The following is a 22,434-nucleotide window of genomic DNA, read 5'->3' as shown; positions in this document are numbered from 1 at the left end:
ATTTTGGTGCAAAATACCGGATGCAATTTTTGCGCACTAATTTAAGGTTCCAATGAAATACCAATCTCTTCACGATTTTTTGGCCCACGTCTCTGAACGCAATCCTGGCCAGCCCGAATTTTTACAAGCCGTCACGGAAGTCATGGAAAGCCTGTGGCCTTTCATCGAACAACATCCTCAATATGCCGAACACGGCTTGCTGGATAGATTGGTCGAACCAGAGCGCATCATCATATTCCGGGTATCGTGGGTTGACGATCACGGCAACGTACAAGTCAATCGCGGCTACCGCATCCAGCAAAATTCGGCGATCGGTCCGTACAAGGGCGGTATCCGCTTCCACCCATCGGTGAATCTGTCGATCCTGAAATTCCTGGCCTTCGAGCAAACCTTCAAGAACGCACTGACCACGCTGCCTATGGGCGGCGGCAAGGGCGGCGCCGACTTCGATCCGAAAGGCAAGAGCCCGGGCGAAGTCATGCGTTTCTGCCAGGCCTTCACCAGCGAACTGTTCCGTCATATCGGTTCCGATACCGACGTGCCTGCCGGCGATATCGGCGTGGGTGGGCGCGAAGTAGGCTTCATGGCCGGCATGATGAAAAAACTCAGTAATCGCTCCGACTGCGTCTTCACCGGCAAGGGCCTGAGCTTCGGCGGTTCGCTGATGCGTCCGGAAGCGACCGGTTACGGCACCGTCTATTTTGCCGAGCAAATGCTGAAGCAAAAAGGGCTCAGCTTCGACGGCATGCGCGTCAGCGTATCCGGCTCGGGCAATGTCGCTCAGTTCGCGGTTGAAAAAGCGATGTCGCTGGGCGCGAAAGTAGTCACCGTGTCCGATTCCAGCGGCACCATCGTTGATAACGACGGTTTCAAACCGGAAAAACTGGCCATCCTGATGGAAGTCAAAAACCATCTGTACGGCCGCGTCAGCGACTACGCACAACGTACCGGTGTCGAATTCCACGCCGGCATGAGTCCATGGCACGTGCCGGTTGATGTTGCATTGCCTTGCGCAACACAAAACGAACTGGACGTCGATGCAGCCAATGCACTGGTCAAGAACGGCGTGATCTGCGTGGCGGAAGGCGCGAACATGCCAACCACGATAGAAGCCGTGCGGATTTTCGAAAGCAGTGGCGTCCTGTATGCGCCGGGCAAGGCCAGCAACGCCGGCGGTGTAGCCACCTCGGGACTGGAAATGGGACAAAACGCCATGCGTTTCTCATGGTCGCGCGACGAAGTCGATACCCGTCTGCATTCGATCATGTGCAATATCCACGACGCCTGCCTGCGTCATGGTCGCCGCGCTGACGGCAGCGTCAGCTACGTCAATGGCGCAAATGTGGCCGGCTTCGTCAAGGTTGCCGACGCAATGCTGGCGCAAGGCGTAATTTAAGCTTACGGCTGCAGGTCGACACACGACCTGCAGCCTGCTTCATCATTGCTCGTGCGCAGCAACATCTCCTCATCATCAGCGCACTTCACTCACGTCCGTCCATTCTTATCCGGCATCACCGCCATGATATGATGACGCTCCTTGTGCATTGAAAAATGCATGACCCGGATGCGCATCATTTCGCGTCGACTCAGGCTGGTTTGCATGCAGTTTTGCCATCTGCCGTCGGAAATCATTTTCACGCATTCTGCGCATGCCGTTTTGCCGCAACACCTCTTTTACCCATAATGGAAACCTGCCATGCGGACAAGAATTTTGCTGATCAGTGTTGCCTTCGCCGTGACGAGCTTCTCGGCACAGGCGTTTGAACGACCGTTTCCGGCCGGTGCAAAACGTGGCGTGATGACGCCGGCCGTTGCTCCGGCGATCATCATCAATGACAAAACACGCACGCTGACTGCCGGCGCCCGCATCTGGAATCAGAACAACACGATAGACATGCCGGCTGCGCTGCGCGGCAGCAAATTGCCTGTGAATTACACCGAGATTGCAAGTGGTGAAATAGATCGCGTGTGGATATTGACGGAAGAAGAGGCCAAACAAGCGCCGCCTAAACCTGTTGTGCCCGCGGCGCTACCTGCGCCCGTTTCAAAGTTTCAGTAAATTAATTAAGTAAAAAATTAAGCAAGTCATGCAAAAAAAGATATACATCAAGACCTTCGGTTGCCAGATGAACGAGTACGACTCGGACAAGATGGCTGACGTCCTCAACGCGTCCGATGGCTTGATCAAAACCGACACGCCGGAAGATGCAGATGTCATCCTGCTCAACACTTGTTCAGTGCGTGAAAAAGCGCAGGAAAAAGTTTTCTCCGACCTCGGCCGTCTGCGTGAATTGAAGTTGCTCAAACCCGACCTGATGATAGGTGTGGGCGGTTGCGTCGCGTCGCAGGAAGGCGATGCAATCGTCAAGCGTGCACCTTATGTCGATCTGGTGTTCGGCCCGCAAACCCTGCATCGCTTGCCAGACATGCTCAAGCAGCGCCGTTCGACTGGCCATTCACAAGTCGACATCAGTTTTCCAGAAATTGAAAAGTTCGATCACATGCCGCCCGCCAAGGTAGAAGGCGCAAGCGCGTTTGTATCGATCATGGAAGGTTGCAGCAAGTATTGCAGCTACTGCGTCGTGCCTTATACACGCGGTGAAGAAGTCTCGCGCAACTTTGACGACGTGCTGGCAGAAGTCGCCGGCCTCGAAGCACAAGGCGTGAAGGAAATCACGCTCTTGGGACAGAACGTCAATGCCTATCGCGGCAAAATGAGCCGTGATTCAAGCGATGGCGAAATCGCCGACTTCGCCTTGCTGATCGAATATATCGCCGAGATGGAAGGCATAGAACGCATACGCTTCGTTACCAGCCATCCAAAAGAATTTACGCAACGTCTGATCGATACTTACGCCAAAGTGCCGAAGCTGGTCGATCATTTGTACCTGCCTGCGCAACACGGCTCGGATCGCATCCTGGCAGCAATGAAGCGCGGCTACACCTCGCTCGAATACAAATCGATACTGCGTCGTCTGCGCGCAGTGCGTCCGAATATTTCGATTTCGTCCGATTTCATCGTGGGCTTCCCTGGCGAAACCGATGCCGATTTTGAAGCAATGATGAAATTGATAAACGATATCGGTTACGACAACAGCTACAGCTTTATTTTCAGTCCGCGTCCCGGCACGCCGGCCGCCAATCTGGAAGACGACACGCCGCACGAGGTCAAGCTCCAGCGCCTGCAAAGACTGCAAGCCGTGATCGATCAAAACACGCGTCGTTACAGCAATGAAATGGTGGGTACCGTACAGCGCATCCTGGTGGAAGGTCCATCCAAAAAAGATGAGAATGAATTGCAAGGCCGTACCGAAAACAACCGCGTCGTCAATTTTGCTTCAGGACCACAAGGCAATAGCCTGATAGGCCAGATGGTTGACGTCAACATCACGCAATCGCACGCCTACACATTGCGTGGCGAAATCATCGTCAAGCAATAACTTTTCATATTCAAATCACGCCAAACTTACTCAGCCAAAATTGAAAACAAAAACTGTCGTGCAACCTTTGTACTTCGTCCCCGAACCGCTGGATAACAAGCGCCTCGCGCATCTGTGCGGCCCTATGGATGAAAACCTGCGGCAAATTTCCGCCGCACTGGACGTCACGATTTTTCGCCGTGGCGAAAAATTCATAGTCAGCGGTGACAATGGTGCGCGTGCAGTCGAGATTCTGGATCAGTTTTATCGGCAGGCAGACAAAATCGTGCCGCTGGAAGAAGTACAACTCGCATTGGTTGAACAGCGTGCCGCCCTGGCAGAACCTGAGCTGATTATTCCTGCAGCAAAGAAAACGACAAAAAATAAAGCCGTAGTATCCGTTACCGATGCGCCTGTTTTAAAAACTCGCCGCCACGATTTGCGCGGCCGTACGCCGCATCAGTTGCAGTATCTGAAGGCGATCATGGATCACGACATCACGTTTGGTGTTGGTCCCGCCGGCACTGGCAAAACGTATTTGGCCGTGGCGTGCGCCGTCGATGCGCTGGAGCGCGATGCCGTCAAGCGCATCATCCTGACGCGTCCTGCAGTAGAAGCCGGCGAACGCCTGGGCTTTTTACCCGGCGACTTGTCGCAAAAAATCGATCCGTATCTGCGTCCTTTGTACGACGCGCTGTATGACTTGCTCGGCTACGACCGCACGCAAAAAATGTTTGAAAAACAGGCAATCGAAATTGCGCCCTTGGCCTATATGCGCGGCCGCACGCTGAATCACGCTTTCGTGATTCTGGATGAGGCGCAAAACACCACGCCTGAACAAATGAAGATGTTTTTGACGCGTATCGGTTTCGGCAGTAAAGCCGTCATCACCGGCGACATTACACAAATCGATTTACAGCAAAATCAAAAGAGCGGCCTGGTCGAAGCAATCGACGTACTCGGTGAAGTCCGCGGGCTGGCTTTCACGCGCTTCAGCAGCGCCGACGTGGTGCGTCATCCACTCGTGGCTCGCATCGTCGATGCCTACGATGAAACCAAACAACCGAAGAAACGTGCACCTTCCAAAACAGCGATTAAAAATGCAGCAAAATAAACTTTCTCTATCCGTGCAGTATCCAGACCCGCGTCTGCAGGAAATCCTTACTCGCCCGCTATTGCGCCGCTGGGTAAAAGCCGCTCTGCTGGCACCGGCACAAATCACTTTGCGCTTCGTCGATGCCGACGAGGGGAAAACCTTGAATCGCAATTTTCGCGGCAAGGATTACGCAACGAATGTATTGACCTTCGCCTATAACGAGGACGAAGACGACATCTTCGATGAAAATGATGCGACTCAGGCAGACATCATCCTGTGCACCGACGTCTTGCAGCGCGAAGCCGCGGAACAGAATAAATCCCTGGAATTTCACGCCGCGCATCTGGTAATCCACGGCGTGCTGCATGCGCAAGGTTACGATCACGAATCGGACGAGGAGGCAGAAGAAATGGAAACGCTGGAAATTGAAATGCTGGCCGCACTCGGCTTTCCCAACCCCTATATCGAATCATGATCGTGTGAGCCCTTGTCATGTGAGCCATTCACGCGCAGGCCAGAGTAAAACCAGCCTGTGATCGCTCACATTTTTGGAATCTTGAATATTTGTTGTATCCTGAACCCTGTTGAAACCACCACCCGCAACGGCTTTTCGCCTTATGCAAGACATTCCCCCCCAAGATAAATCCGGCGATGCCAAACCGCATCGCTCGCTGTTCGAACGCCTGACTGCGCTGATCGCGCCCGAACCGGACAGCCGCGCCGAGCTGCTGACCATCCTGCAGGATGCCCATGAGCGGCATCTGATCGACGCTGATGCATTGGCGATGATAGAAGGCGTTTTTCAGGTTTCCGAATTGTCGGCGCGCGACATCATGGTGCCGCGTGCGCAGATGGATGTGGTCGATATCAGTAAGCCAATTGCGGAATGGATGCCTATGGTGCTGGAGACAGCACATTCGCGCTTTCCTGCCGTCGACGGCGAACGCGACAATGTGGTCGGCATTTTGATGGCCAAGGATTTGCTGCGCTATTACGCGGAAGAATCCTTCGATGTACGTCAGATGCTGCGCAGCGCTGTCTTCATTCCAGAATCAAAACGCCTGAACGTGCTGCTCAGTGAATTTCGCGCCAAACACAATCACATGGCTGTCGTGGTCGATGAATACGGCGGCGTAGCCGGCCTGATCACGATCGAAGATGTGTTGGAACAAATCGTCGGCGACATCGAAGACGAATACGATTTCGATGAAGAAGAGGACAATATCCTCGCCATCAAAGCCGGTGAACATGGGCCACGCTGGCGCGTCAAAGCACTGACTGAAATCACCCAGTTCAACGAAGAGCTGGGCACTGAAATCTTCAGTGCTGACGTCGATACGCTAGGCGGCTTCGTCACCAATCATCTGGCTCGCATGCCGCACAAGGGCGAGATCGTCGACATAGGCAATTTGCGCTTTGAAGTACTGCGCGCCGATGCACGCCAGATCCACGTCTTGCTGGTAGAAAAACTGCCGGCGACGACTGCTGATGAAACCCTTGATAGTTGACCTCGTGACGCGCGTGACACTTTCTATTCTCGTCATTTTCTGCTCATGCGCGTGAGCACTCTTCTCTCTCTTCGTTTTGCTCCGACACAGGCAACAGTGATTGCCTTGTTCGCCGGCGCGCTGAATGTTTTTGCATTCGCCCCTGTAGGCTGGTGGCCACTGCAAATCATCACGCTCGCGCTGCTGTTTCATTTGATATTGCAGGCACCTTCCATCAAATCCGCCACATTGACAGGCTGGGCCTACGGTTTCGGCTGGTCTGCGTGCGGCGTGTATTGGCTCTACATCAGCATGCATCAATACGGCGGCATGCCGGCACCGATGGCGGCCTTAGCAGTGGCATTATTGGCGCTGTTGCTGGGTGCGTTTTTCGCTGCGGCTACTGGCGTTGGTGCGTGGTTCCAGCAGCGACTACACGCATCCAGAACTATCTTGCTGTTGCTGGTCTTTCCCTCGCTATGGTTGCTGTCAGAATGGTTGCGCGGCTGGGTATTAACCGGCTTGCCGTGGGTAGTGTCCGGCTATGCACACACCGGCAGTCCGCTCGCCGGTTATGCGCCGCTGATAGGCGTGTATGGATTGGGATGGCTGGCCGCGGTGCTGGCCGCTTGCCTGGTTTTACTGCCAACGAAAAAATCTGCAGTCATCCTGATTGTCGCCATACTCGCCACCGGTTTTGGTTTGAAATCCATCAACTGGACGACACCACATGGTGAACCGATTTCAGTGCGTCTGTTGCAAGGTAACGTGCCGCAGGAAATCAAGTTCGACGATGAACAGACCGATGTAACGCTCACGCTGTACGAAGACATGATGCGCGCCGCGCCGGCTGATTTGATCGCCACCCCGGAAACCGCATTGCCGCTCCTGGCGCATCAATTACCGACAGATTATTTGCCGCGCCTGGCTGAGTTTGCGACCGCATCCAACAGTCATTTGGCCATCGGTATCGCCGTCAGCGACGGACCGCAGCAATATGCGAATAGCGTGATCGGCATTGCGCCGACAACCGCCAGCCGCGCCATACCCAAGCTGTATCGCTACGACAAACATCATCTGGTGCCATTCGGCGAATTCATCCCTTTCGGCTTTCGCTGGTTTGTCGACATGATGCATATCCCGCTCGGCGACTTCACGCGCGGCGCCGGATTGCAAGCGCCTTTCGCCGTCAAGGATCAATCCGTCTTGCCGAATATTTGTTATGAAGATTTGTTCGGCGAAGAAATTGCCAACCAATTGCGTGCCGCTGATGCCGCTGGCAAACCGGTAGCGACCATGCTACTGAACGTTTCCAACATTGCATGGTTTGGCGATTCGATCGCCTTGCCGCAGCACTTGCAGATCTCGCAAATGCGCGCCATAGAAACCGGCCGCACCATGTTGCGCTCCACGAATACCGGCACCACCGCCGTCATAGATCCGACCGGCAAGGTCGTCGCGCAACTCAAACCTTTTGAGCGCGGCGTGTTAACTGCATCGGCGCAAGGTTACAGCGGCATCACGCCGTATGTTTTCGTCGGCAATGCATTCATCGTATTGCTGGCTTTTGCGCTGCTGATCGCTGCCTGGTATCTGACGCGCAGAAACACTAATCACCCCTAAAACCCGGTAAAATCTGGGGTTTTGGCAAACCTGCCCTTACCCGCCCCGGGTAATGCAAAAATTCAAACAAGATGCTCACATTTCAACAAATCATTCTCACGCTGCAAAAGTACTGGGACGCGCAAGGTTGCGCGCTGCTGCAACCCTACGATATGGAAGTCGGCGCCGGCACTTCGCACACTGCGACCTTCCTGCGCGCCATTGGCCCTGAACCTTGGAAAGCGGCCTACGTGCAGCCATCACGCCGTCCTAAAGATGGTCGTTATGGCGAGAATCCGAATCGCCTGCAGCACTACTATCAATTCCAGGTCGTATTGAAACCGGCACCGGCGAATATCCTTGAACTGTACCTGGGCTCGCTGGAAGCACTCGGTTTCGACCTCAAGCAAAACGATATTCGCTTCGTTGAAGACGATTGGGAAAACCCGACTCTGGGCGCATGGGGCCTAGGTTGGGAAGTCTGGCTCAACGGTATGGAAGTCACACAGTTCACTTACTTCCAGCAAGTCGGCGGCATCAATTGCAAACCAATCACCGGTGAAATCACTTACGGCCTGGAACGCCTCGCGATGTATCTGCAAGGTGTCGACAACGTCTACGATTTGAAATGGACAGAAGGCTTGTCTTACGGCGACGTCTACAAGCAAAACGAGATCGAGCAATCAACTTATAACTTCGAACACAGCGATGCCGATTTCCTGTTCGTCGCTTTCACTGCACATGAAAAACAGGCACTCAATCTGATCGAGAACAAACTGGCATTGCCAGCTTACGAACAGGTATTGAAAGCTGCGCACACATTCAACTTGCTGGATGCGCGCGGCGCGATTTCCGTCACTGAACGTGCTGCCTATATTGGCCGCATTCGTAATCTGGCGCGCAGCGTCGCCAAGAGCTATTTTGACAGCCGTGCCCGCCTCGGCTTCCCTATGGCCAAACCTGAACATGCCGCCGAAGTGCTGGCTCAAATCGAAAAAGAAACAGCATGAGCAACAGCATGGATAACAAAAATTTATTAGTCGAACTCTTCGTCGAAGAATTGCCGCCAAAGGCATTGAAGAAAATCGGCGATGCTTTTGCACAAAATCTGCAAGCATCGTTGAAAGCACAAGGTCTGCTTTCCGATGGTAGTGTCTTGACGCACTTCGCTTCACCGCGTCGACTTGCCGTGCATCTGACGCACGTGCTCGTGCAGGCGGATGACAAGCAAGTCATGCAAAAACTGATGCCGGCAAGCGTAGGCTTGACTGCAGATGGCAAGGCAACGCCGGCCCTGCTGAAGAAACTGGCCGCCTTGGGCGCAAACGAATCTGCAGTCGCGGATTTGAAGCGCGAATCCGACGGCAAAGCCGAGGTCTTGTTTTTCAACAGCATCGTCACCGGCGTTACATTGCCGGACGGCTTGCAAAAAGCCATGGACGATACCTTGGGCAAGCTGCCTATTCCTAAAGTCATGGGCTATCAACTGGCCGATGGCTGGAGCACGGTCAACTTCGTACGCCCTGCGCACGGTCTGGTCGCACTGTATGGCGCTGACGTCGTACCTGTTTCTGTACTGGGCCTGAGCGCCGGCAACATCACACGCGGCCATCGCTTTGAAGCCGGCCTCGATCCGCTGTATATCCGTGACGCAGACAGCTATGCCAAGCAACTCGTCAGCGAAGGTGCAGTGATCGCCAGCTTCGCAGAACGTCGCGCAGAAATCGTGCGCCAACTTGCTGCAGCAGCCAGTGAAGCCGGCAGCAATCTGACACCGATTCAAGATGAAGACTTGCTGGATGAAGTCACCGGCCTGGTCGAGCGTCCAAATGTCTTGATCGGTCAGTTTGAAGAAACATTCCTTGAAGTGCCTCAGGAATGTCTGATCCTGACGATGAAGGCGAATCAAAAATACTTCCCGCTGCTCGATAGCGTAGGCAATTTGAGTAACAAGTTTCTGATCGTTTCGAATATTCGTCCAGCCGACGCCAGCACTGTCATCGGCGGCAACGAACGCGTCGTACGTCCGCGTTTGGCCGATGCAAAATTCTTCTTCGATCAAGATCGCAAAAAGACTTTGGCCTCGCGCGTAAGCAGTCTGGATAAAGTCGTTTATCACAACAAGCTCGGCACACAAGGCGAACGCATTGCACGCGTACGCGCGATTGCACAAGCGATCGCGACCAAGCTCGGCGTCGATCCGCAACAAGCCGACGTCGCAGCACAATTGGCCAAGGCCGATCTGCTGACAGACATGGTAGGTGAATTCCCTGAACTGCAAGGCATCATGGGCCGTTACTACGCCCTGCATGACGGCCTGGCAACAGACGTCGCCGATGCGATTGAAGATCACTACAAACCACGTTTTGCAGGCGACACATTGCCGCGAAATTCAGTCGGCATGGTAGTCGCGCTGGCAGACAAACTGGAAACCCTGGTTGGCTTGTTCAGTATCGGACAAGTTCCAACCGGCGACAAAGATCCGTTTGCCTTGCGTCGTCATGCACTCGGTGTGATTCGGATGCTGATCGAAAGCAAACTCGATATCGGCATCAATGAATTGATCGCCGCCGCAGAAAAACCATTCAATGCACTAAACGATGACCATCGCACTGCCTTGCTGACATTTATCTTCGATCGCCTCGCCAACGCATTGCGCGAACAAGGTTATAGCGCGCAGGAAATCGATGCCGTACTCGCCTTGCAACCGCAACGTCTGGCTGACATTGCCAGCCGCCTCGCTGCAGTACGCGCATTTGCCGCATTGCCGGAAGCGCCAGCGCTTGCCGCAGCCAACAAACGCGTCGGCAATATCCTCAAAAAAGTCGAAGGCGAAGTTGCAGCGAAAGTTGATGCAGCACTGCTGACAGAAGCAGCGGAAGTCGCATTGAATCAAACACTGATCACCGTCAAGCCGCAAGCAGATGCTGCATTCGCTCGCGGCGATTACGGTGCTTCGCTGCAGGTATTGGCGGCATTGAAAACACCGGTCGATGCCTTCTTCGACGGCGTGATGGTGAATGCCGAAGATCCTGCGCTGCGCAATAATCGTCTAGGCCTGCTCGCTACCTTGCATCAAGCCATGAACCAGGTGGCCGACCTGTCAAGATTAGCGAACTGATCAAAGTCTCTCATGCCATCCATCCCGAAAGCCGAGCCGATGAAACTGATTATTCTTGATAGAGATGGCGTCATTAATCAGGACTCGGAGACCTTCATCAAAACACCCGATGAATGGATTCCGATTCCCGGTTCGCTGGAAGCGATTGCACGTTTGAATCAAGCTGACTATCGTGTGGTCGTCGCGACCAACCAATCAGGCATCGCGCGCGGCATGTTTAACATCATGGCGTTGAATGCAATTCACCAAAAGATGCATGCAGCAGCACAATCGGTGGGAGCAGAAATCGATGCAGTATTCTTTTGCCCGCATGCCGCCGACGATAGTTGCGATTGCCGCAAACCACAGCCAGGCATGTTGCACACGATAGCCAAGCGCTTCGATGTCAGCCTGAGGGGCTTGCCGATGATAGGCGACTCGCTACGCGATCTGCAGGCGGGCTTTGTGGTCGGTTGCGCGCCCTATCTGGTCTTGACTGGCAAAGGCGAAAAGACCCTGGCAAAAGGTGGACTGCCGCCAGGCACCACCAGCTACCCCAATCTTGCCGCCGTCGTCGATCATTTATTGAAAACGCCCGCGCACAATTACGCTGTTTGAATAGCCTCACCCTAAATAGCTACCTTTAGTCTTGCACTTAATCTGGAGTTGTAATGTCACGTGCCATTTTGTTTTTGCGTTCGCTGTTATTTGCACTGGCAATGCTGGTCGCTACCTTGATATGGGCACCTGTCTGTTTTCTGGCGGCGCCTTTGTCATATAACAAACGGTATTTCATTACCTCGCGTTGGAACGTCTTCATCATCTGGCTGGCAAAAGTATTGTGCGGTATTCGTTATGAAATCAAAGGTTACGAAAATCTGCCTGATCAACCTGTGATTTTGTTAGCGAAACATCAGTCTGCATGGGAAACCATTTTCCTGCTGTGCAAAATGACACGGCCACTGGTATTCGTGTTCAAGAAGGAGTTACTCTACGTTCCTTTTTTCGGTTGGGCGCTTGGTTTGTTGCGCATGATCCCTATCGATCGCAGCAGCGGCAAGGATGCGTTTGCACAAGTCGTCGTGCAAGGCAGAAGACGTTTGGCAGATGGTCAATGGATCATCATGTTCCCGGAAGGCACACGCACCCCTGTCGGGCAGGGCGGTCGATACAAGGGTGGCGGCGCACGTCTTGCGGTAGAAACCAATACCGTTGTCGTGCCTATCGCCTTGAATCCAGGTAAATGCTGGCCGAAAAATTCCTTCATCAAGCACCCGGGATTGGTCACTGTATCTATCGGCAAGCCGATTTCGCCGGAAGGATTGAATGCCGTTGATCTGATGCAGCAAGTCGAAAATTGGATAGAATCGGAAATGCGTGTGATTTCACCCGATGACTATCGCGACCAGTCGTCGCAAAAACCTTAACGGCCCCGCACATCCTTGAAGCTGCTTCGTCACACATCGCCTGATCCGCAACAGCTTGCGCTGCAGCTTGATTTCTTTTCGTCCGATTTTTCATCACAACCGAAAATAGATCACCCCGCGCCTAAGCATTCGCCTGGATCATCGCTACCGCCAAGCGCACCTCCAAGCACCGATGTCGCCAAGCCTGTACCGACAGGCAAGCGTCGCGTGCATGTAGGCGAACACACTCTGGATTACACGCTGGTGCGCTCGAAGCGTCGTTCTATCGGCTTCATGATCGATGATGACGGCTTGCGTATCACTGCGCCGAAATGGGTAACACTGACGGAAATCGAAAACGCGATTTGTGAAAAGCAGCGCTGGATTTTCACCAAGCTGAATGAGCGACGTGAACGTTCTGCACGACGCCTGCAACCGCAAATGGAATGGCGCGACGGCGGCACCCTGCCCTACCTCGGCAGTGACATCACCTTGCGCATACTGGCAACGCAGAGCGCCGGCATTCTGTACAATGCGACATCAAAAGAATTAAGCGCATGCCTGCCTCTGGATGCAGCAGAACAGCAATTGAAGGATAGAGTACAAGGCTGGCTGCAACTGGAAGCCAAACGTGTCTTTGCCGAACGCCTGCCTATCTACGCCGAAAAACTTGGCGTCAGTTATCAGTCCTTTGCCTTGTCATCCGCGATGACGCAGTGGGGTTCTTGTACAGCGGATGGGAAAATTCGTTTGAACTGGCGCCTGATTCACTTTGCTTTGCCATTGATAGACTACGTGATCGCACACGAGCTCTCGCATTTGCGCGAGATGAACCACAGCCCGCAATTCTGGGCCACAGTACAATCGGTATTTCCTGAGTTTGCAGCTGCGAAAAAAGCCTTGCGCGATCATGCGCCGGAGACGCTGCCCATCTTTTGAACGATGCTGGCATCGCAGCATCGCTTCACACATTATTTCACTTCGTGACGTACATCCAACTTGTTTCCATCCATGAAGGCATATGCATGCCTTCATGGTTTTAGTGTGGCTGCTCGTCGTCTTTGCGTTCGATGAATTCGATCTTGTAACCGTCGGGATCGGTAACGAATGCAATCACGGTGCTGCCGCCCTTGACTGGCCCAGCTTCACGCGTCACATTGCCGCCGGATTTTTTCACGTCGGCACACGCCTTGTAGGCATCGTCGACTGAAATGGCGATGTGACCATAAGCCGTGCCCATTTCATAGCTGTGCTCGCCATAGTTATAGGTCAGCTCCAGTTCTGCGTGATCCGGATTGCTGCCGTAACCCAGAAATGCCAGCGTGTATTTGTACTCAGGATTTTCAGTCTGACGCAGCACTTTCATGCCGAGTATCTTGGTATAAAAATCGATGGACCGCTGCAAGTCGCCTACGCGAAGCATGGTGTGAAGAATGCGCATGGGTATCTCCGCAATACGAATTGAATGAAGTGCTTATTTTATGCTGATCGTGCGTTTTTTGCCGAAGGCGAGTTAACGCCAAGTGAGCTTAAAGGCGATTGGCCAGCGCGACGTATTGTGCGAGCGGAATGGTTTCCGGGCGCATTTGCGGGTCGATGCCGACTTCGATCAAATCGCTTTCGACAAACATTCCTGCCAGGCAATTACGTATCACCTTGCGCCGTTGTGAAAACGCTTTCAGCACAACTTGCTCCAGCTTTTCCTGATCGCAATGCAAAGGATTCGCGAGCGGAATCATGCGCACAATTGCTGACTCAACGCGTGGCGGCGGATCGAAGGCAGTCGGTGGCACGATAAACATCAATTCCATTTTGTAACGCCATTGCAACATCACCGACAAGCGACCGTAAGTCTTGCTACCAGGCTCGGCCACCATGCGCTCCACCACTTCTTTTTGCAGCATGAAATGCTGGTCTTGAACGTGTGGCGCCATTTCTGCGAGATGAAACAACAAAGGGCTGGAAATGTTGTAAGGCAAATTGCCGACTACACGTAACTTGCTGCCGGCAGGAACCGCAATGCTGGAAAAATCGAATTGCAAAGCATCTGCAGAATGGATGATGAGTTTTTTTGGATCGAAGGTTTTTTTCAAGCGTTCGACCAGATCTCTATCCAGTTCCACTACGTGCATCTGATCCACACCTTGCAACAACAAACGCGTCATCGCAGCAAGGCCTGGACCTATCTCGACCATCGTATCCTGCGGTTGCGGATCGATTGCAAGGATGATGTTGTGCAAAACTCCATCGTCAGTCAAAAAATTCTGACCGAAGCGCTTACGCGGAATATGTTTCATTGATTGTGTAGTTTTAACTGAAAAATCAGTGCTTGTTTATTCGGTAGAAGCTCTCGATGCGGCAGCCATTTGTGCGGCAACGCGTATCGCTTCCAGCATGCTGCCATGATCAGCTTGACCGAGGCCTGCAGCCGCCAGATCAAGCGCAGTGCCGTGATCGACTGAAGTGCGAATAATCGGCAAACCCAGTGTGATATTGACGCCCAAACCGAAGCTGGCGTACTTTAATACCGGCAAACCCTGGTCATGGTACATCGCAAGTACGCAATCGGCGTTGGCCAGCAGTTTTTGTTGAAACAGTGTATCCGCTGGATAGGGGCCGCTTACATCGTAGCCTTTGGCCTGTGCTGCCTGCAATGCCGGTGTGATGACGTCAATTTCTTCCCGTCCCAGATAGCCGCCTTCGCCTGCGTGCGGATTCAAGCCAGTTACCAGTATGCGCGGCTGTGCAATGCCGAATTTCTTCTGCAGATCTGCATGCAGGATATCGATGATGTCGGACAGGCTTTCAAACGTAATCGCAGATGCAATATCTTTCAAAGCCAAATGCGTCGTTGCCAAAGCCACGCGCAAGGGCTGTGGTGTCGCATTCGTCGCAAGCATCATCACAACTTGTTTGGTGCCGGTTTTATCGGCCAGGTATTCGGTATGGCCTGTGAAGGGCACGCCGGCATCATTGATTGTGCTTTTTTGCAGCGGCGCAGTGACGATCGCATCAAACCAGCCCTGCAATGCACCATCAATCGCAATGTCCAGCGTTTGCAGCACATAACGGCCATTGTGCGCATCCAGCTTGCCAGGAACAACGTGTGCAGCGAGAGGACAATCGATCACTGCAATCTGATCGCGCGGGAACGCTGGCAAACCGTTATTGCGCACTGCCTGCAAGGACAATGCAGACAAATGAATATCCGGATTGATGGAGGCGGCGATCATGGATAAAAACGCCGCATCGCCTATCAATACGCTTTTTACATCTGCACGTAATTCCCATGCAGCACGAATTGAAATCTCCGGACCAATACCCGCCGGCTCACCACACGTAATCGCAATTGTTGGTCGCTTACTCACAGTGCGCGCAAACCTTGGCAGACATTATTTTTCTTCCGTCCGGTATTCAACATAGGCGCGATCACGAACCTGGCGCAACCAATCCTGCGTAGCCTCTTCCTGCTTTTGTTCACGAATGGCCTGACGCGCAACCATGCGCTGGCGTTCTTGTGAAACATCGTCAGCCTTGCGCTCTTTTACCAGAATCAAATGATAGCCAAACGGCGATTGAATAGGCTCGCTGACTTCACCGATAGGCAAGGCATCCATTGCGCGCTCAAATTCAGGAACAGTATCGCCAGGATAAATCCAGCCAAGGTCGCCGCCTTTTGAAGCGGAGAAATCATTCGAGTAAAGACGTGCCAACTCTTCAAATGTTGCGGCCTTGTTGTCAAGACGCTGCTTCAACTCGGTGAGCTTGCGACGTGCATCTGCCTCAGTAACGACCTGGTTCACCTTGATCAAAATGTGGCTGGCGTGGGTTTGTTTGACGGTTGTCACTGCGGCCGTGTTGCTCGGAGCTGCTCCGGCGCGCATCACGCTTTGGGTACGTTTGCCTAGCAGTTTCAACACATGAAAACCGTTACCGCTTTTAACCAGAGGAGCAATCTGCCCTTGCTGCAAATTGCCAACAGCATCAATAAACAATTGCGGCAGACGCTCTTGACTACGCCAACCCAATTCGCCACCGGTCAAACCATCTGTGCCGTCAGAATAGGCAGCGGCCAGTTTGGCAAAGTCGCCGCCTGCATTCAATTGCGCGATGACCTCCTCTGCACGTCGCTTGCTTTCGGCAAGTTGCTGTGGCGATGCATTTTCAGGAACGCGAATCAGGATTTGTCCTATGTTGTATTCCTGCGGTGCTGTCGTCGCAGCCGCACCCTCTTGCGCGCCCATATAGGCATCTATTTCGGCATCCGATACCTGAATCTTGTTATCGACTTCGCGTTCACGCAAACGCTGCAAGATCATCTCGTTGCGAATCTCGTTGCGGAATTGGGAATAGACCATGCCATCCTCTTCCAGACGCTTGCGGAACTCAGGCATCGTCAACCTATTCTGATCTGCAATACGTGCAACGGCGCGATCCAGTGATGTGTCATCCACCTTGATGCCTGATTCTTTAGCCTGCTGCAACTGCGCACGTTCAACGATCATGCGCTCCAGCAATTGACGCTGCAATTGCTGAATCGGCGGCATCTGACCGCCCTGGCTTTTAAGGCGAGTCTCAATGACTTTCAGACGTTCGAGAAATTCATAACGTGTAATAACTTCATTGTTGACCACGACCAGAATTGCATCCGCCAGACGAGGTTGCACCGCAGGTTTAGATGCAGTGTTTGGCGTCATGTTTTGTGCGCTAGCCGCAGTAACCAAACCACAAGCCAGACTTAACAAAATCAATCCATTCTTGGCGTATCGAACTGGGTAGTGATGGGCAAACAAAGAAGAAAAAATATTCATGATTTTTACGTGCAAACTTAATAAGTGACGTTAGAAGGTTTATTGATGACTTGATAACCAGGAATGCTGGTGCGCAATGCTTCCATCGGATCGGAGCCCAGCTTAGTCAAACCACTGAGTTCAAGCTGGAAAAAGAGCGATGAAGTAGATTTGCCGGTTGCTGTCGGGATTCTTTGTCCCACAACACGGAAAATCCAGCAATCCGCCTTGTATTCCAAGCCGAGCAAACCTTCTGATACCTTGCTATCTGACAGGGAATAGTTAACGCGGCCAACCCCATACCAGCGGTCAGCAATCGGCCACTGCCCTGATACATCAACTTGCTTCAATTCATTCGGCACGTCACGGCGATAGGTCAGATTCAATACTTTTTTCGGTTCCGGCCGCCAACTCACACCGGCATTGGCGCGACTGACACTTTTCTCCGTCGCACTGTACTGCAAGTTGGCTTCGGTACTGAGAGAGTCCGACACACGCAAGGTACCCGACGCCAACCAGTCAGAACTGCTGTCGTTGCTGGGCAAGCAAGAACTTTGGCCACTCGCCGGCAAACATACGCGCTGATCATCGAAATACAATCTTTGCGCAACTGCGACGCGCAAGCGTTCAGCGCCGGTAGATTCGATATAGCGTGAGACCATAGCAAACGTCAGCTGGTTCGCATCGCTGATACGGTCGTTGCCGATGAAACGGTTTTCACTGAATATTTGCGAAAAACTCAAATCAGCTAATGCGCTATCAAATACAGGGAATTGACTCTGATCCTTATAAGGAGTGCGCACGTAAAACAAGCGCGGCTCCAATGTCTGCGTCGCCGCATCACCAAAAATACTGGCCTCGCGTTCAAAGATCAAGCCGCTATCCAGCGAGAATGTCGGCAACACACGATTGTAGTTTGAGTTGACGTTGGTCGCCGGATCTTGAACATTGTAAGTAGTCGCGTTCATTGACACCTTGGGCGTCAGGAAATAACTAGGGCGAACAATAGGATAAGAAACACTAGGGTTAATCACATAGCGTTCACCACGCACCAGATCCGGATGCCAGAAACGCGTCACCTCGCCGACTGCATTCCAGTCGAAGCCATTTACATCCTGCCGTCCACCTTGCAAAGTAAATTGCGGCAAACGATCATATGGCCGTGCAATTGGTGATAACGGATCCTGCAACACTTGATAATTGGATGCGCGTGCTGTCGCATTCCAGAAATTACCTGCGTAATTAAAATACAGGTCACGCAACAACAAACGCTCTGTACTCGTCGCCAGATTCCGTGAAAAATCGCTAGGATAATTATCGTCCGACGCGCCTTTGACATTCCAGCCAAACGACGCCTGCGGCGTAAAGTGTTGATTGTGTATCGATGCGTACGAATAACGATTCGTTTGCGTCTCTGCATCGTTGGCTAAATACTCAATCTTGGTTTCGCCAGCGTAATTACTATCCAGATAACGCGCATCCGCACCCAATTGCATGCCGCGACGCTCGATATATGTTGGTGTCAGCGTCAAGTCGCGATTCGGCGCGATGTTGAAATAGTAAGGTACCGAAACCTCAAAGCCACCGGTGCTGGTGGTACCCATGCTCGGCAACAGAACCCCGGATTTCCGCGCATCGGACAATGGAAAGGACATGTACGGCGTCCCGATAATCGGCACGCCCTTGAAGTAAATCAAGGTAGTACCTGCGGTACCGACATCCCGTCCACTGTCGAGATGCATGGTATTCGACTTCAAGTACCAATCAGGATCCGGGCCTTCGCAGGTACTGTAGGTGCCTTGCGTGATGAGCGCCCTGTCTTCAGCTTCAAAATCAATGCGTTCAGCCTTGCCTTGCGCATTATTTGACTTCATGTGATAGGTCGGATTCAAGACATAGCCTTGACCTTCATCGATCTTGAAGCGCATCTTGTCGCCTGTGTAGCGGTCGCCAAAACGGTCCATCTTGACATTGCCACTGGCTTCGACTTCGTCTTCTTCTATCCAGTAAGTTGCATGATCCGCATTGAGCTTCGTTTCGCCACGAATGATTTCCACATCGCGATCCAGCACAATTTCACGATCCGGACGGCCTGTCATCTGCTCTGAGCTGACCTGCGTTTCAGCTGCTTCTGTCGACTTTCCTTTCGCCGGCTTGACAGGAATTTGTGCGGAAGCGAGCGTCGACGTAAAGACAGCCGCGAACACGGCGGTCATCTTGGCACGAGAGCGTTGAGAAGAACGGGAAGAGAAATGCCAGGTCATGAAAATAAAGTTTTGGATACCATCTCTGGCGATTTTTCGAATGTAATCCCTTATTATATGGGAACTCACTACCCACAAACCGAATTCCTAGGCTCGCTTCATGTCTTTACATACTGCATCTGATTCCTCCGGCGATTCACGTCTGACCGCACTTCAAAAATGGCTGGCATCCTTGTCGGCACCAGAACTTCAGCTAACGTCGCTCAGATCGGCGTCTTCCGATGCCAGTTTTCGGCGCTATTTCCGCATTGACGGCGTCAATGGCGGCAGTTACATCGTTATGGATGCTCCGCCACCGCAAGAAGACGTGCGCCCGTTCATCCATGTCGCCGACGTGTTTGGCGCCACCGGGGTTTCGGTGCCAAACATTCTGGCACAGGATATTGAATCAGGGTTTTTATTATTATCGGATCTGGGATCGACTACTTATCTGCAATTGTTAAATCCGGACAATGCGCACAAACTCTACATCGATGCGATTGATGCTTTGGTGCAAATTCAGATCCATAGCGCACCAGCAGTCTTGCCGGAATACGACCGTGCTCTGCTACTGCGCGAACTGATGCTGTTTCCGGAATGGTATATCGGCAAGCACCTGGGCCTGACCATGACCGAGAAACAAACGGCGACGCTGAACAAGGTGTTCGATACGCTGCTCGCAAACAATCTCGCACAAGCGCAAGTCTATGTACATAGAGACTACCATTCGCGCAATCTGATGGTGCTGCAAAACGGCAATCCTGGCATCCTCGATTTTCAGGATGCTGTTTACGGGCCTATCACCTACGATCTGGCTTCACTACTACGCGATGCCTACATCCAATGGGACGAAGAAATCGTACTCGACTGGGCGATTCGCTATTGGGAACGCGCCAGACGCGCCGGCCTGCCAGTCAATCCCGACATCGATTCCTTCTATCGCGATTTCGAATACATGGGGCTGCAGCGCCATCTGAAAGTGCTCGGCATTTTTGCGCGCCTGTATCACCGCGACGGCAAGGACGCTTACCTGAAAGATCTACCGCTCGTCATGGAGTACACACGCAAGGCGGCGCACCGATACAAGGAACTGGCGCCACTCGTAAAATTACTGGATGAGCTGGAAGATAAAGCACCACAAGTCGGCTATACGTTTTAATCGACTCAAAGCAAATACCTTGCGATTTTTAATTAGGCCGCAGGCAAGAAATTTATTCATCAAACAAAGAATGCGACAACCATGAAAGCGATGATTTTCGCTGCCGGACGCGGTGAAAGAATGCGCCCGTTAACCGATACCTGCCCCAAGCCCTTATTGAAAGTGCGCGGTCGCCCATTGATCGTCTGGCACATCCTGAATCTGGTACGCGCAGGCATCAAGGACATTGTCATTAACCACGCCCATCTCGGTAACATGATTGAGGAAGCGCTAGGTAACGGCAAACAGTTTGGCGCCAGTATTTCCTACTCGGCAGAAGGCACTGCACTGGAAACCGCAGGCGGCATTGCGAAAGCGCGGCACCTGCTGGGCGAAGAACCTTTTCTAGCGCTTGCGGCCGACATCTACTGTCCCCACTTTAACTTTGAGCAGGTAAAGGGCGTGCTGGAAGATAATGATGTCTGGGGCCATCCTCATCCGCTGGATAAGCGCGACGTCGCGTGGTTATATCTGGTCAAAAATCCTGCACACCATCCGCAAGGCGATTTTGCGTTGAACAGTTTTTCCATTATCAACGAAGGCGAACCGCGCCTGACCTTTTCCGGCATAGGCGTTTATCGCCCTTCGATGTTCGATGCGATCATTGCCGGCGAATCTGCCAAACTGGCCCCGCTATTGCGTGAATATGCAGCACACGGCCAAGTCGGCGGCGAGCTGTATCGTGGTGACTGGACCGACGTCGGTACCGCAGAACGCCTTGCTGAACTGAACGCACCCTTGACAGGAAAATAAAATGAAAACCTATGCTGCACGACGCGCATCACTGATCGCTCAAATGCAGGCCAAAGGCGGCGGCATTGCCATCATCCCGACCGCACCAGAAGTCATGCGCAATCGCGATGCCGATTACCCATATCGTCACGACAGTTATTTTTATTACTTGTCGGGCTTTACCGAACCGGAAGCGGTGATCGTTTTACTCGCTGGCGAGAAAAATCTATCCATACTGTTTTGTCGCGAGAAAAATCTGGAACGCGAAATCTGGGATGGCTTTCGTTACGGCCCGGAAGCCGCACGCAGCACTTTCGGTTTTGATGCGGCTTACCCGATTGAAGCAATCGATACAGAATTGCCCAAGCTGATGGCCAATGCCCAAGGCTTGTTTTACGCACTAGGCAGCGACAGCAAGCTTGATGCACAAATGCAGCGCTGGCTGCAAACCGTACGCTCACAAGCGCGTGCCGGCGTCACGCCACCAAGCGCCGCCTACGATGTACAAGTATTGCTGGATGAAATGCGCTTGCACAAAGACGCCGGCGAAATAGACATCATGCAGCGCTCGGCTGATATCGCGGCCGCAGCGCACAGACGCGCCATGCGCATCGCTCGCCCTGGGTTGCGCGAGTATCATCTGGAAGCAGAAATCCTGCACGAATTCCGCAACAACGGTTCGCAATTCCCGGCATACGGCTCCATCGTCGCGACCGGCGCAAATGCCTGCGTCTTGCACTACCGCGCCAGCGATGCCGAGTTGAAGGATGGCGATCTGGTGCTGATTGATGCCGGTTGCGAACTGGATAGCTACGCATCCGACATCACGCGCGCCTTTCCCGTCAACGGGAAATTTTCCGGCCCGCAAAAAGAATTGTATGAAATCGTGCTCGCATCGCAATATGCAGCGATAGCGGAAACACGACCAGGCAAACGTTTCATGGATGGCCACGATGCTGCCGTCAAAGTGCTCGCGCAAGGCATGCTGGATACCGGCCTGCTAGACAAAAACAAGGTTGGATCATTAAGTGACGTCCTCGAGAATCGTGCCTACAGTCAGTTCTACATGCACCGCACCGGCCACTGGCTGGGCATGGATGTACACGATGTCGGCGAATATCGCGATGCGGCACCAAACGGAGCAGAAAAACCTTGGCGTACCTTGCAAGCCGGCATGGTACTGACGGTCGAGCCAGGCATCTATGTTCGCCCTGCAGAAGGCGTTCCCGAGCAATACTGGAATATCGGCATACGCATAGAAGACGATGCGCTGGTTACCGCCGATGGCTGCCACATCCTGAGTGTAGCAGCGCCGAAAACGGTCGCCGACATCGAAGCCTTGATGAAGCACGATTAAGCAA

Annotated in this window: 20 protein-coding genes; 15 read left to right on the top strand and 5 right to left on the bottom strand. The window is 52.8% G+C overall.

Annotation, left to right across the window (positions count from 1 at the left end; translation table 11 throughout):
- Positions 1 to 52 precede the first annotated feature (52 nt).
- The 12 genes from gdhA (at position 53) to Hfont_RS13135 (ending at position 13,049) form a co-directional block, all read left to right on the top strand.
- Positions 53 to 1,396 (top strand): NADP-specific glutamate dehydrogenase, encoded by a 1,344-nt coding sequence (gene gdhA / locus Hfont_RS13190; protein WP_112992876.1) that lies wholly within the window; start codon positions 53 to 55, stop codon positions 1,394 to 1,396.
- Positions 1,397 to 1,696: 300 nt separating this feature from the next.
- Complete coding sequence (locus Hfont_RS13185) at positions 1,697 to 2,059, top strand: hypothetical protein (protein ID WP_112992875.1); 363 nt, start codon at positions 1,697 to 1,699, stop codon at positions 2,057 to 2,059.
- 28 nt (positions 2,060 to 2,087) lie between these two features.
- On the top strand, positions 2,088 to 3,440 hold the full coding sequence (gene miaB, locus Hfont_RS13180) for a tRNA (N6-isopentenyl adenosine(37)-C2)-methylthiotransferase MiaB (RefSeq protein ID WP_112992874.1): 1,353 nt from the start codon (positions 2,088 to 2,090) through the stop codon (positions 3,438 to 3,440).
- Positions 3,441 to 3,480: 40 nt separating this feature from the next.
- Positions 3,481 to 4,533, top strand: a complete 1,053-nt coding sequence (locus Hfont_RS13175) for a PhoH family protein (protein WP_112992873.1) — start codon at positions 3,481 to 3,483, stop codon at positions 4,531 to 4,533.
- Positions 4,520 to 4,990 (top strand): rRNA maturation RNase YbeY, encoded by a 471-nt coding sequence (gene ybeY, locus Hfont_RS13170; RefSeq protein WP_112992872.1) that lies wholly within the window; start codon positions 4,520 to 4,522, stop codon positions 4,988 to 4,990. The genes Hfont_RS13175 and ybeY overlap by 14 nt, the downstream gene beginning before the upstream one ends.
- Positions 4,991 to 5,132: 142 nt before the next feature.
- On the top strand, positions 5,133 to 6,023 hold the full coding sequence (locus Hfont_RS13165; RefSeq protein ID WP_112992871.1) for an HlyC/CorC family transporter: 891 nt from the start codon (positions 5,133 to 5,135) through the stop codon (positions 6,021 to 6,023).
- A 45-nt stretch (positions 6,024 to 6,068) separates the two neighbouring features.
- The gene (gene lnt, locus Hfont_RS13160; protein WP_112992870.1) at positions 6,069 to 7,625 is read left to right on the top strand and encodes an apolipoprotein N-acyltransferase; all 1,557 of its coding nucleotides are present in this window, start codon (positions 6,069 to 6,071) and stop codon (positions 7,623 to 7,625) included.
- A 71-nt stretch (positions 7,626 to 7,696) separates the two neighbouring features.
- Positions 7,697 to 8,614: a glycine--tRNA ligase subunit alpha gene (glyQ, locus tag Hfont_RS13155; RefSeq protein WP_112992869.1), complete on the top strand. Its 918-nt coding sequence runs from the start codon at positions 7,697 to 7,699 to the stop codon at positions 8,612 to 8,614.
- A gap of 8 nt (positions 8,615 to 8,622) precedes the next feature.
- Positions 8,623 to 10,725 carry a glycine--tRNA ligase subunit beta gene (glyS, locus tag Hfont_RS13150; protein WP_112992979.1) on the top strand — a complete coding sequence of 701 codons (2,103 nt, stop codon included), beginning with the start codon at positions 8,623 to 8,625 and terminating at the stop codon, positions 10,723 to 10,725.
- 39 nt (positions 10,726 to 10,764) lie between these two features.
- Positions 10,765 to 11,322, top strand: coding sequence for a D-glycero-beta-D-manno-heptose 1,7-bisphosphate 7-phosphatase (gmhB, locus tag Hfont_RS13145; RefSeq protein ID WP_112992978.1), 558 nt, complete (start codon positions 10,765 to 10,767; stop codon positions 11,320 to 11,322).
- A 53-nt stretch (positions 11,323 to 11,375) separates the two neighbouring features.
- Positions 11,376 to 12,131: a lysophospholipid acyltransferase family protein gene (locus Hfont_RS13140; RefSeq protein ID WP_112992868.1), complete on the top strand. Its 756-nt coding sequence runs from the start codon at positions 11,376 to 11,378 to the stop codon at positions 12,129 to 12,131.
- A gap of 15 nt (positions 12,132 to 12,146) precedes the next feature.
- A complete protein-coding gene (locus tag Hfont_RS13135) occupies positions 12,147 to 13,049 on the top strand; it encodes a M48 family metallopeptidase (RefSeq protein WP_112992867.1) in 903 nt (300 codons plus the stop codon).
- A 100-nt stretch (positions 13,050 to 13,149) separates the two neighbouring features.
- On the opposite strand, the gene gloA is transcribed toward Hfont_RS13135, so the two are convergent.
- The 5 genes from gloA to Hfont_RS13110 all read right to left on the bottom strand — a co-directional run bounded on the left by gloA (position 13,150) and on the right by Hfont_RS13110 (position 19,116).
- A complete protein-coding gene (gloA, locus tag Hfont_RS13130) occupies positions 13,150 to 13,551 on the bottom strand; it encodes a lactoylglutathione lyase (RefSeq protein WP_112992866.1) in 402 nt (133 codons plus the stop codon).
- Positions 13,552 to 13,639: 88 nt separating this feature from the next.
- Complete coding sequence (rsmA, locus tag Hfont_RS13125; protein ID WP_112992865.1) at positions 13,640 to 14,407, bottom strand: 16S rRNA (adenine(1518)-N(6)/adenine(1519)-N(6))-dimethyltransferase RsmA; 768 nt, start codon at positions 14,405 to 14,407, stop codon at positions 13,640 to 13,642.
- Between the two features lie 36 nt (positions 14,408 to 14,443).
- Complete coding sequence (gene pdxA / locus Hfont_RS13120) at positions 14,444 to 15,478, bottom strand: 4-hydroxythreonine-4-phosphate dehydrogenase PdxA (RefSeq protein WP_112992864.1); 1,035 nt, start codon at positions 15,476 to 15,478, stop codon at positions 14,444 to 14,446.
- A gap of 24 nt (positions 15,479 to 15,502) precedes the next feature.
- On the bottom strand, positions 15,503 to 16,921 hold the full coding sequence (locus Hfont_RS13115; RefSeq protein WP_112992863.1) for a peptidylprolyl isomerase: 1,419 nt from the start codon (positions 16,919 to 16,921) through the stop codon (positions 15,503 to 15,505).
- A 17-nt stretch (positions 16,922 to 16,938) separates the two neighbouring features.
- Positions 16,939 to 19,116, bottom strand: a complete 2,178-nt coding sequence (locus tag Hfont_RS13110; protein ID WP_241523113.1) for an LPS-assembly protein LptD — start codon at positions 19,114 to 19,116, stop codon at positions 16,939 to 16,941.
- Between the two features lie 148 nt (positions 19,117 to 19,264).
- Between Hfont_RS13110 and Hfont_RS13105 the strand changes: the two genes are divergently transcribed.
- The 3 genes from Hfont_RS13105 (at position 19,265) to Hfont_RS13095 (ending at position 22,430) form a co-directional block, all read left to right on the top strand.
- Positions 19,265 to 20,302: an aminoglycoside phosphotransferase family protein gene (locus Hfont_RS13105; protein WP_112992862.1), complete on the top strand. Its 1,038-nt coding sequence runs from the start codon at positions 19,265 to 19,267 to the stop codon at positions 20,300 to 20,302.
- Between the two features lie 81 nt (positions 20,303 to 20,383).
- Complete coding sequence (gene murU, locus Hfont_RS13100) at positions 20,384 to 21,094, top strand: N-acetylmuramate alpha-1-phosphate uridylyltransferase MurU (RefSeq protein ID WP_112992861.1); 711 nt, start codon at positions 20,384 to 20,386, stop codon at positions 21,092 to 21,094.
- 1 nt (position 21,095) lies between these two features.
- On the top strand, positions 21,096 to 22,430 hold the full coding sequence (locus tag Hfont_RS13095) for an aminopeptidase P N-terminal domain-containing protein (RefSeq protein ID WP_112992860.1): 1,335 nt from the start codon (positions 21,096 to 21,098) through the stop codon (positions 22,428 to 22,430).
- Positions 22,431 to 22,434: the final 4 nt, after the last annotated feature.

Origin of the sequence: Herminiimonas fonticola (assembly GCF_003293745.1) — a bacterium.
Lineage (GTDB): Bacteria > Pseudomonadota > Gammaproteobacteria > Burkholderiales > Burkholderiaceae_D > Oxalicibacterium > Oxalicibacterium fonticola.
The sequence above is the reverse complement of the archived record's forward strand: the minus strand, read 5'-3'. Positions and strand labels throughout refer to the sequence as shown.

Excerpts from the sequence above, each read along its gene's own strand:
- murU (WP_112992861.1), top strand. The coding sequence starts at position 20,384 with ATGAAAGCGATGATTTTCGCTGCCGGACGCGGTGAAAGAATGCGCCCG.
- ybeY (WP_112992872.1), top strand. The coding sequence starts at position 4,520 with ATGCAGCAAAATAAACTTTCTCTATCCGTGCAGTATCCAGACCCGCGT.
- gloA (WP_112992866.1), bottom strand. The coding sequence starts at position 13,551 with ATGCGCATTCTTCACACCATGCTTCGCGTAGGCGACTTGCAGCGGTCC.
- Hfont_RS13185 (WP_112992875.1), top strand. The coding sequence starts at position 1,697 with ATGCGGACAAGAATTTTGCTGATCAGTGTTGCCTTCGCCGTGACGAGC.
- rsmA (WP_112992865.1), bottom strand. The coding sequence starts at position 14,407 with ATGAAACATATTCCGCGTAAGCGCTTCGGTCAGAATTTTTTGACTGAC.
- glyS (WP_112992979.1), top strand. The coding sequence starts at position 8,623 with ATGGATAACAAAAATTTATTAGTCGAACTCTTCGTCGAAGAATTGCCG.
- Hfont_RS13140 (WP_112992868.1), top strand. The coding sequence starts at position 11,376 with ATGTCACGTGCCATTTTGTTTTTGCGTTCGCTGTTATTTGCACTGGCA.
- glyQ (WP_112992869.1), top strand. The coding sequence starts at position 7,697 with ATGCTCACATTTCAACAAATCATTCTCACGCTGCAAAAGTACTGGGAC.
- Hfont_RS13105 (WP_112992862.1), top strand. The coding sequence starts at position 19,265 with ATGTCTTTACATACTGCATCTGATTCCTCCGGCGATTCACGTCTGACC.
- miaB (WP_112992874.1), top strand. The coding sequence starts at position 2,088 with ATGCAAAAAAAGATATACATCAAGACCTTCGGTTGCCAGATGAACGAG.
- Hfont_RS13165 (WP_112992871.1), top strand. The coding sequence starts at position 5,133 with ATGCAAGACATTCCCCCCCAAGATAAATCCGGCGATGCCAAACCGCAT.
- gmhB (WP_112992978.1), top strand. The coding sequence starts at position 10,765 with ATGAAACTGATTATTCTTGATAGAGATGGCGTCATTAATCAGGACTCG.
- Hfont_RS13110 (WP_241523113.1), bottom strand. The coding sequence starts at position 19,116 with ATGACCGCCGTGTTCGCGGCTGTCTTTACGTCGACGCTCGCTTCCGCA.
- Hfont_RS13095 (WP_112992860.1), top strand. The coding sequence starts at position 21,096 with ATGAAAACCTATGCTGCACGACGCGCATCACTGATCGCTCAAATGCAG.
- lnt (WP_112992870.1), top strand. The coding sequence starts at position 6,069 with ATGCGCGTGAGCACTCTTCTCTCTCTTCGTTTTGCTCCGACACAGGCA.
- gdhA (WP_112992876.1), top strand. The coding sequence starts at position 53 with ATGAAATACCAATCTCTTCACGATTTTTTGGCCCACGTCTCTGAACGC.
- Hfont_RS13115 (WP_112992863.1), bottom strand. The coding sequence starts at position 16,921 with ATGAATATTTTTTCTTCTTTGTTTGCCCATCACTACCCAGTTCGATAC.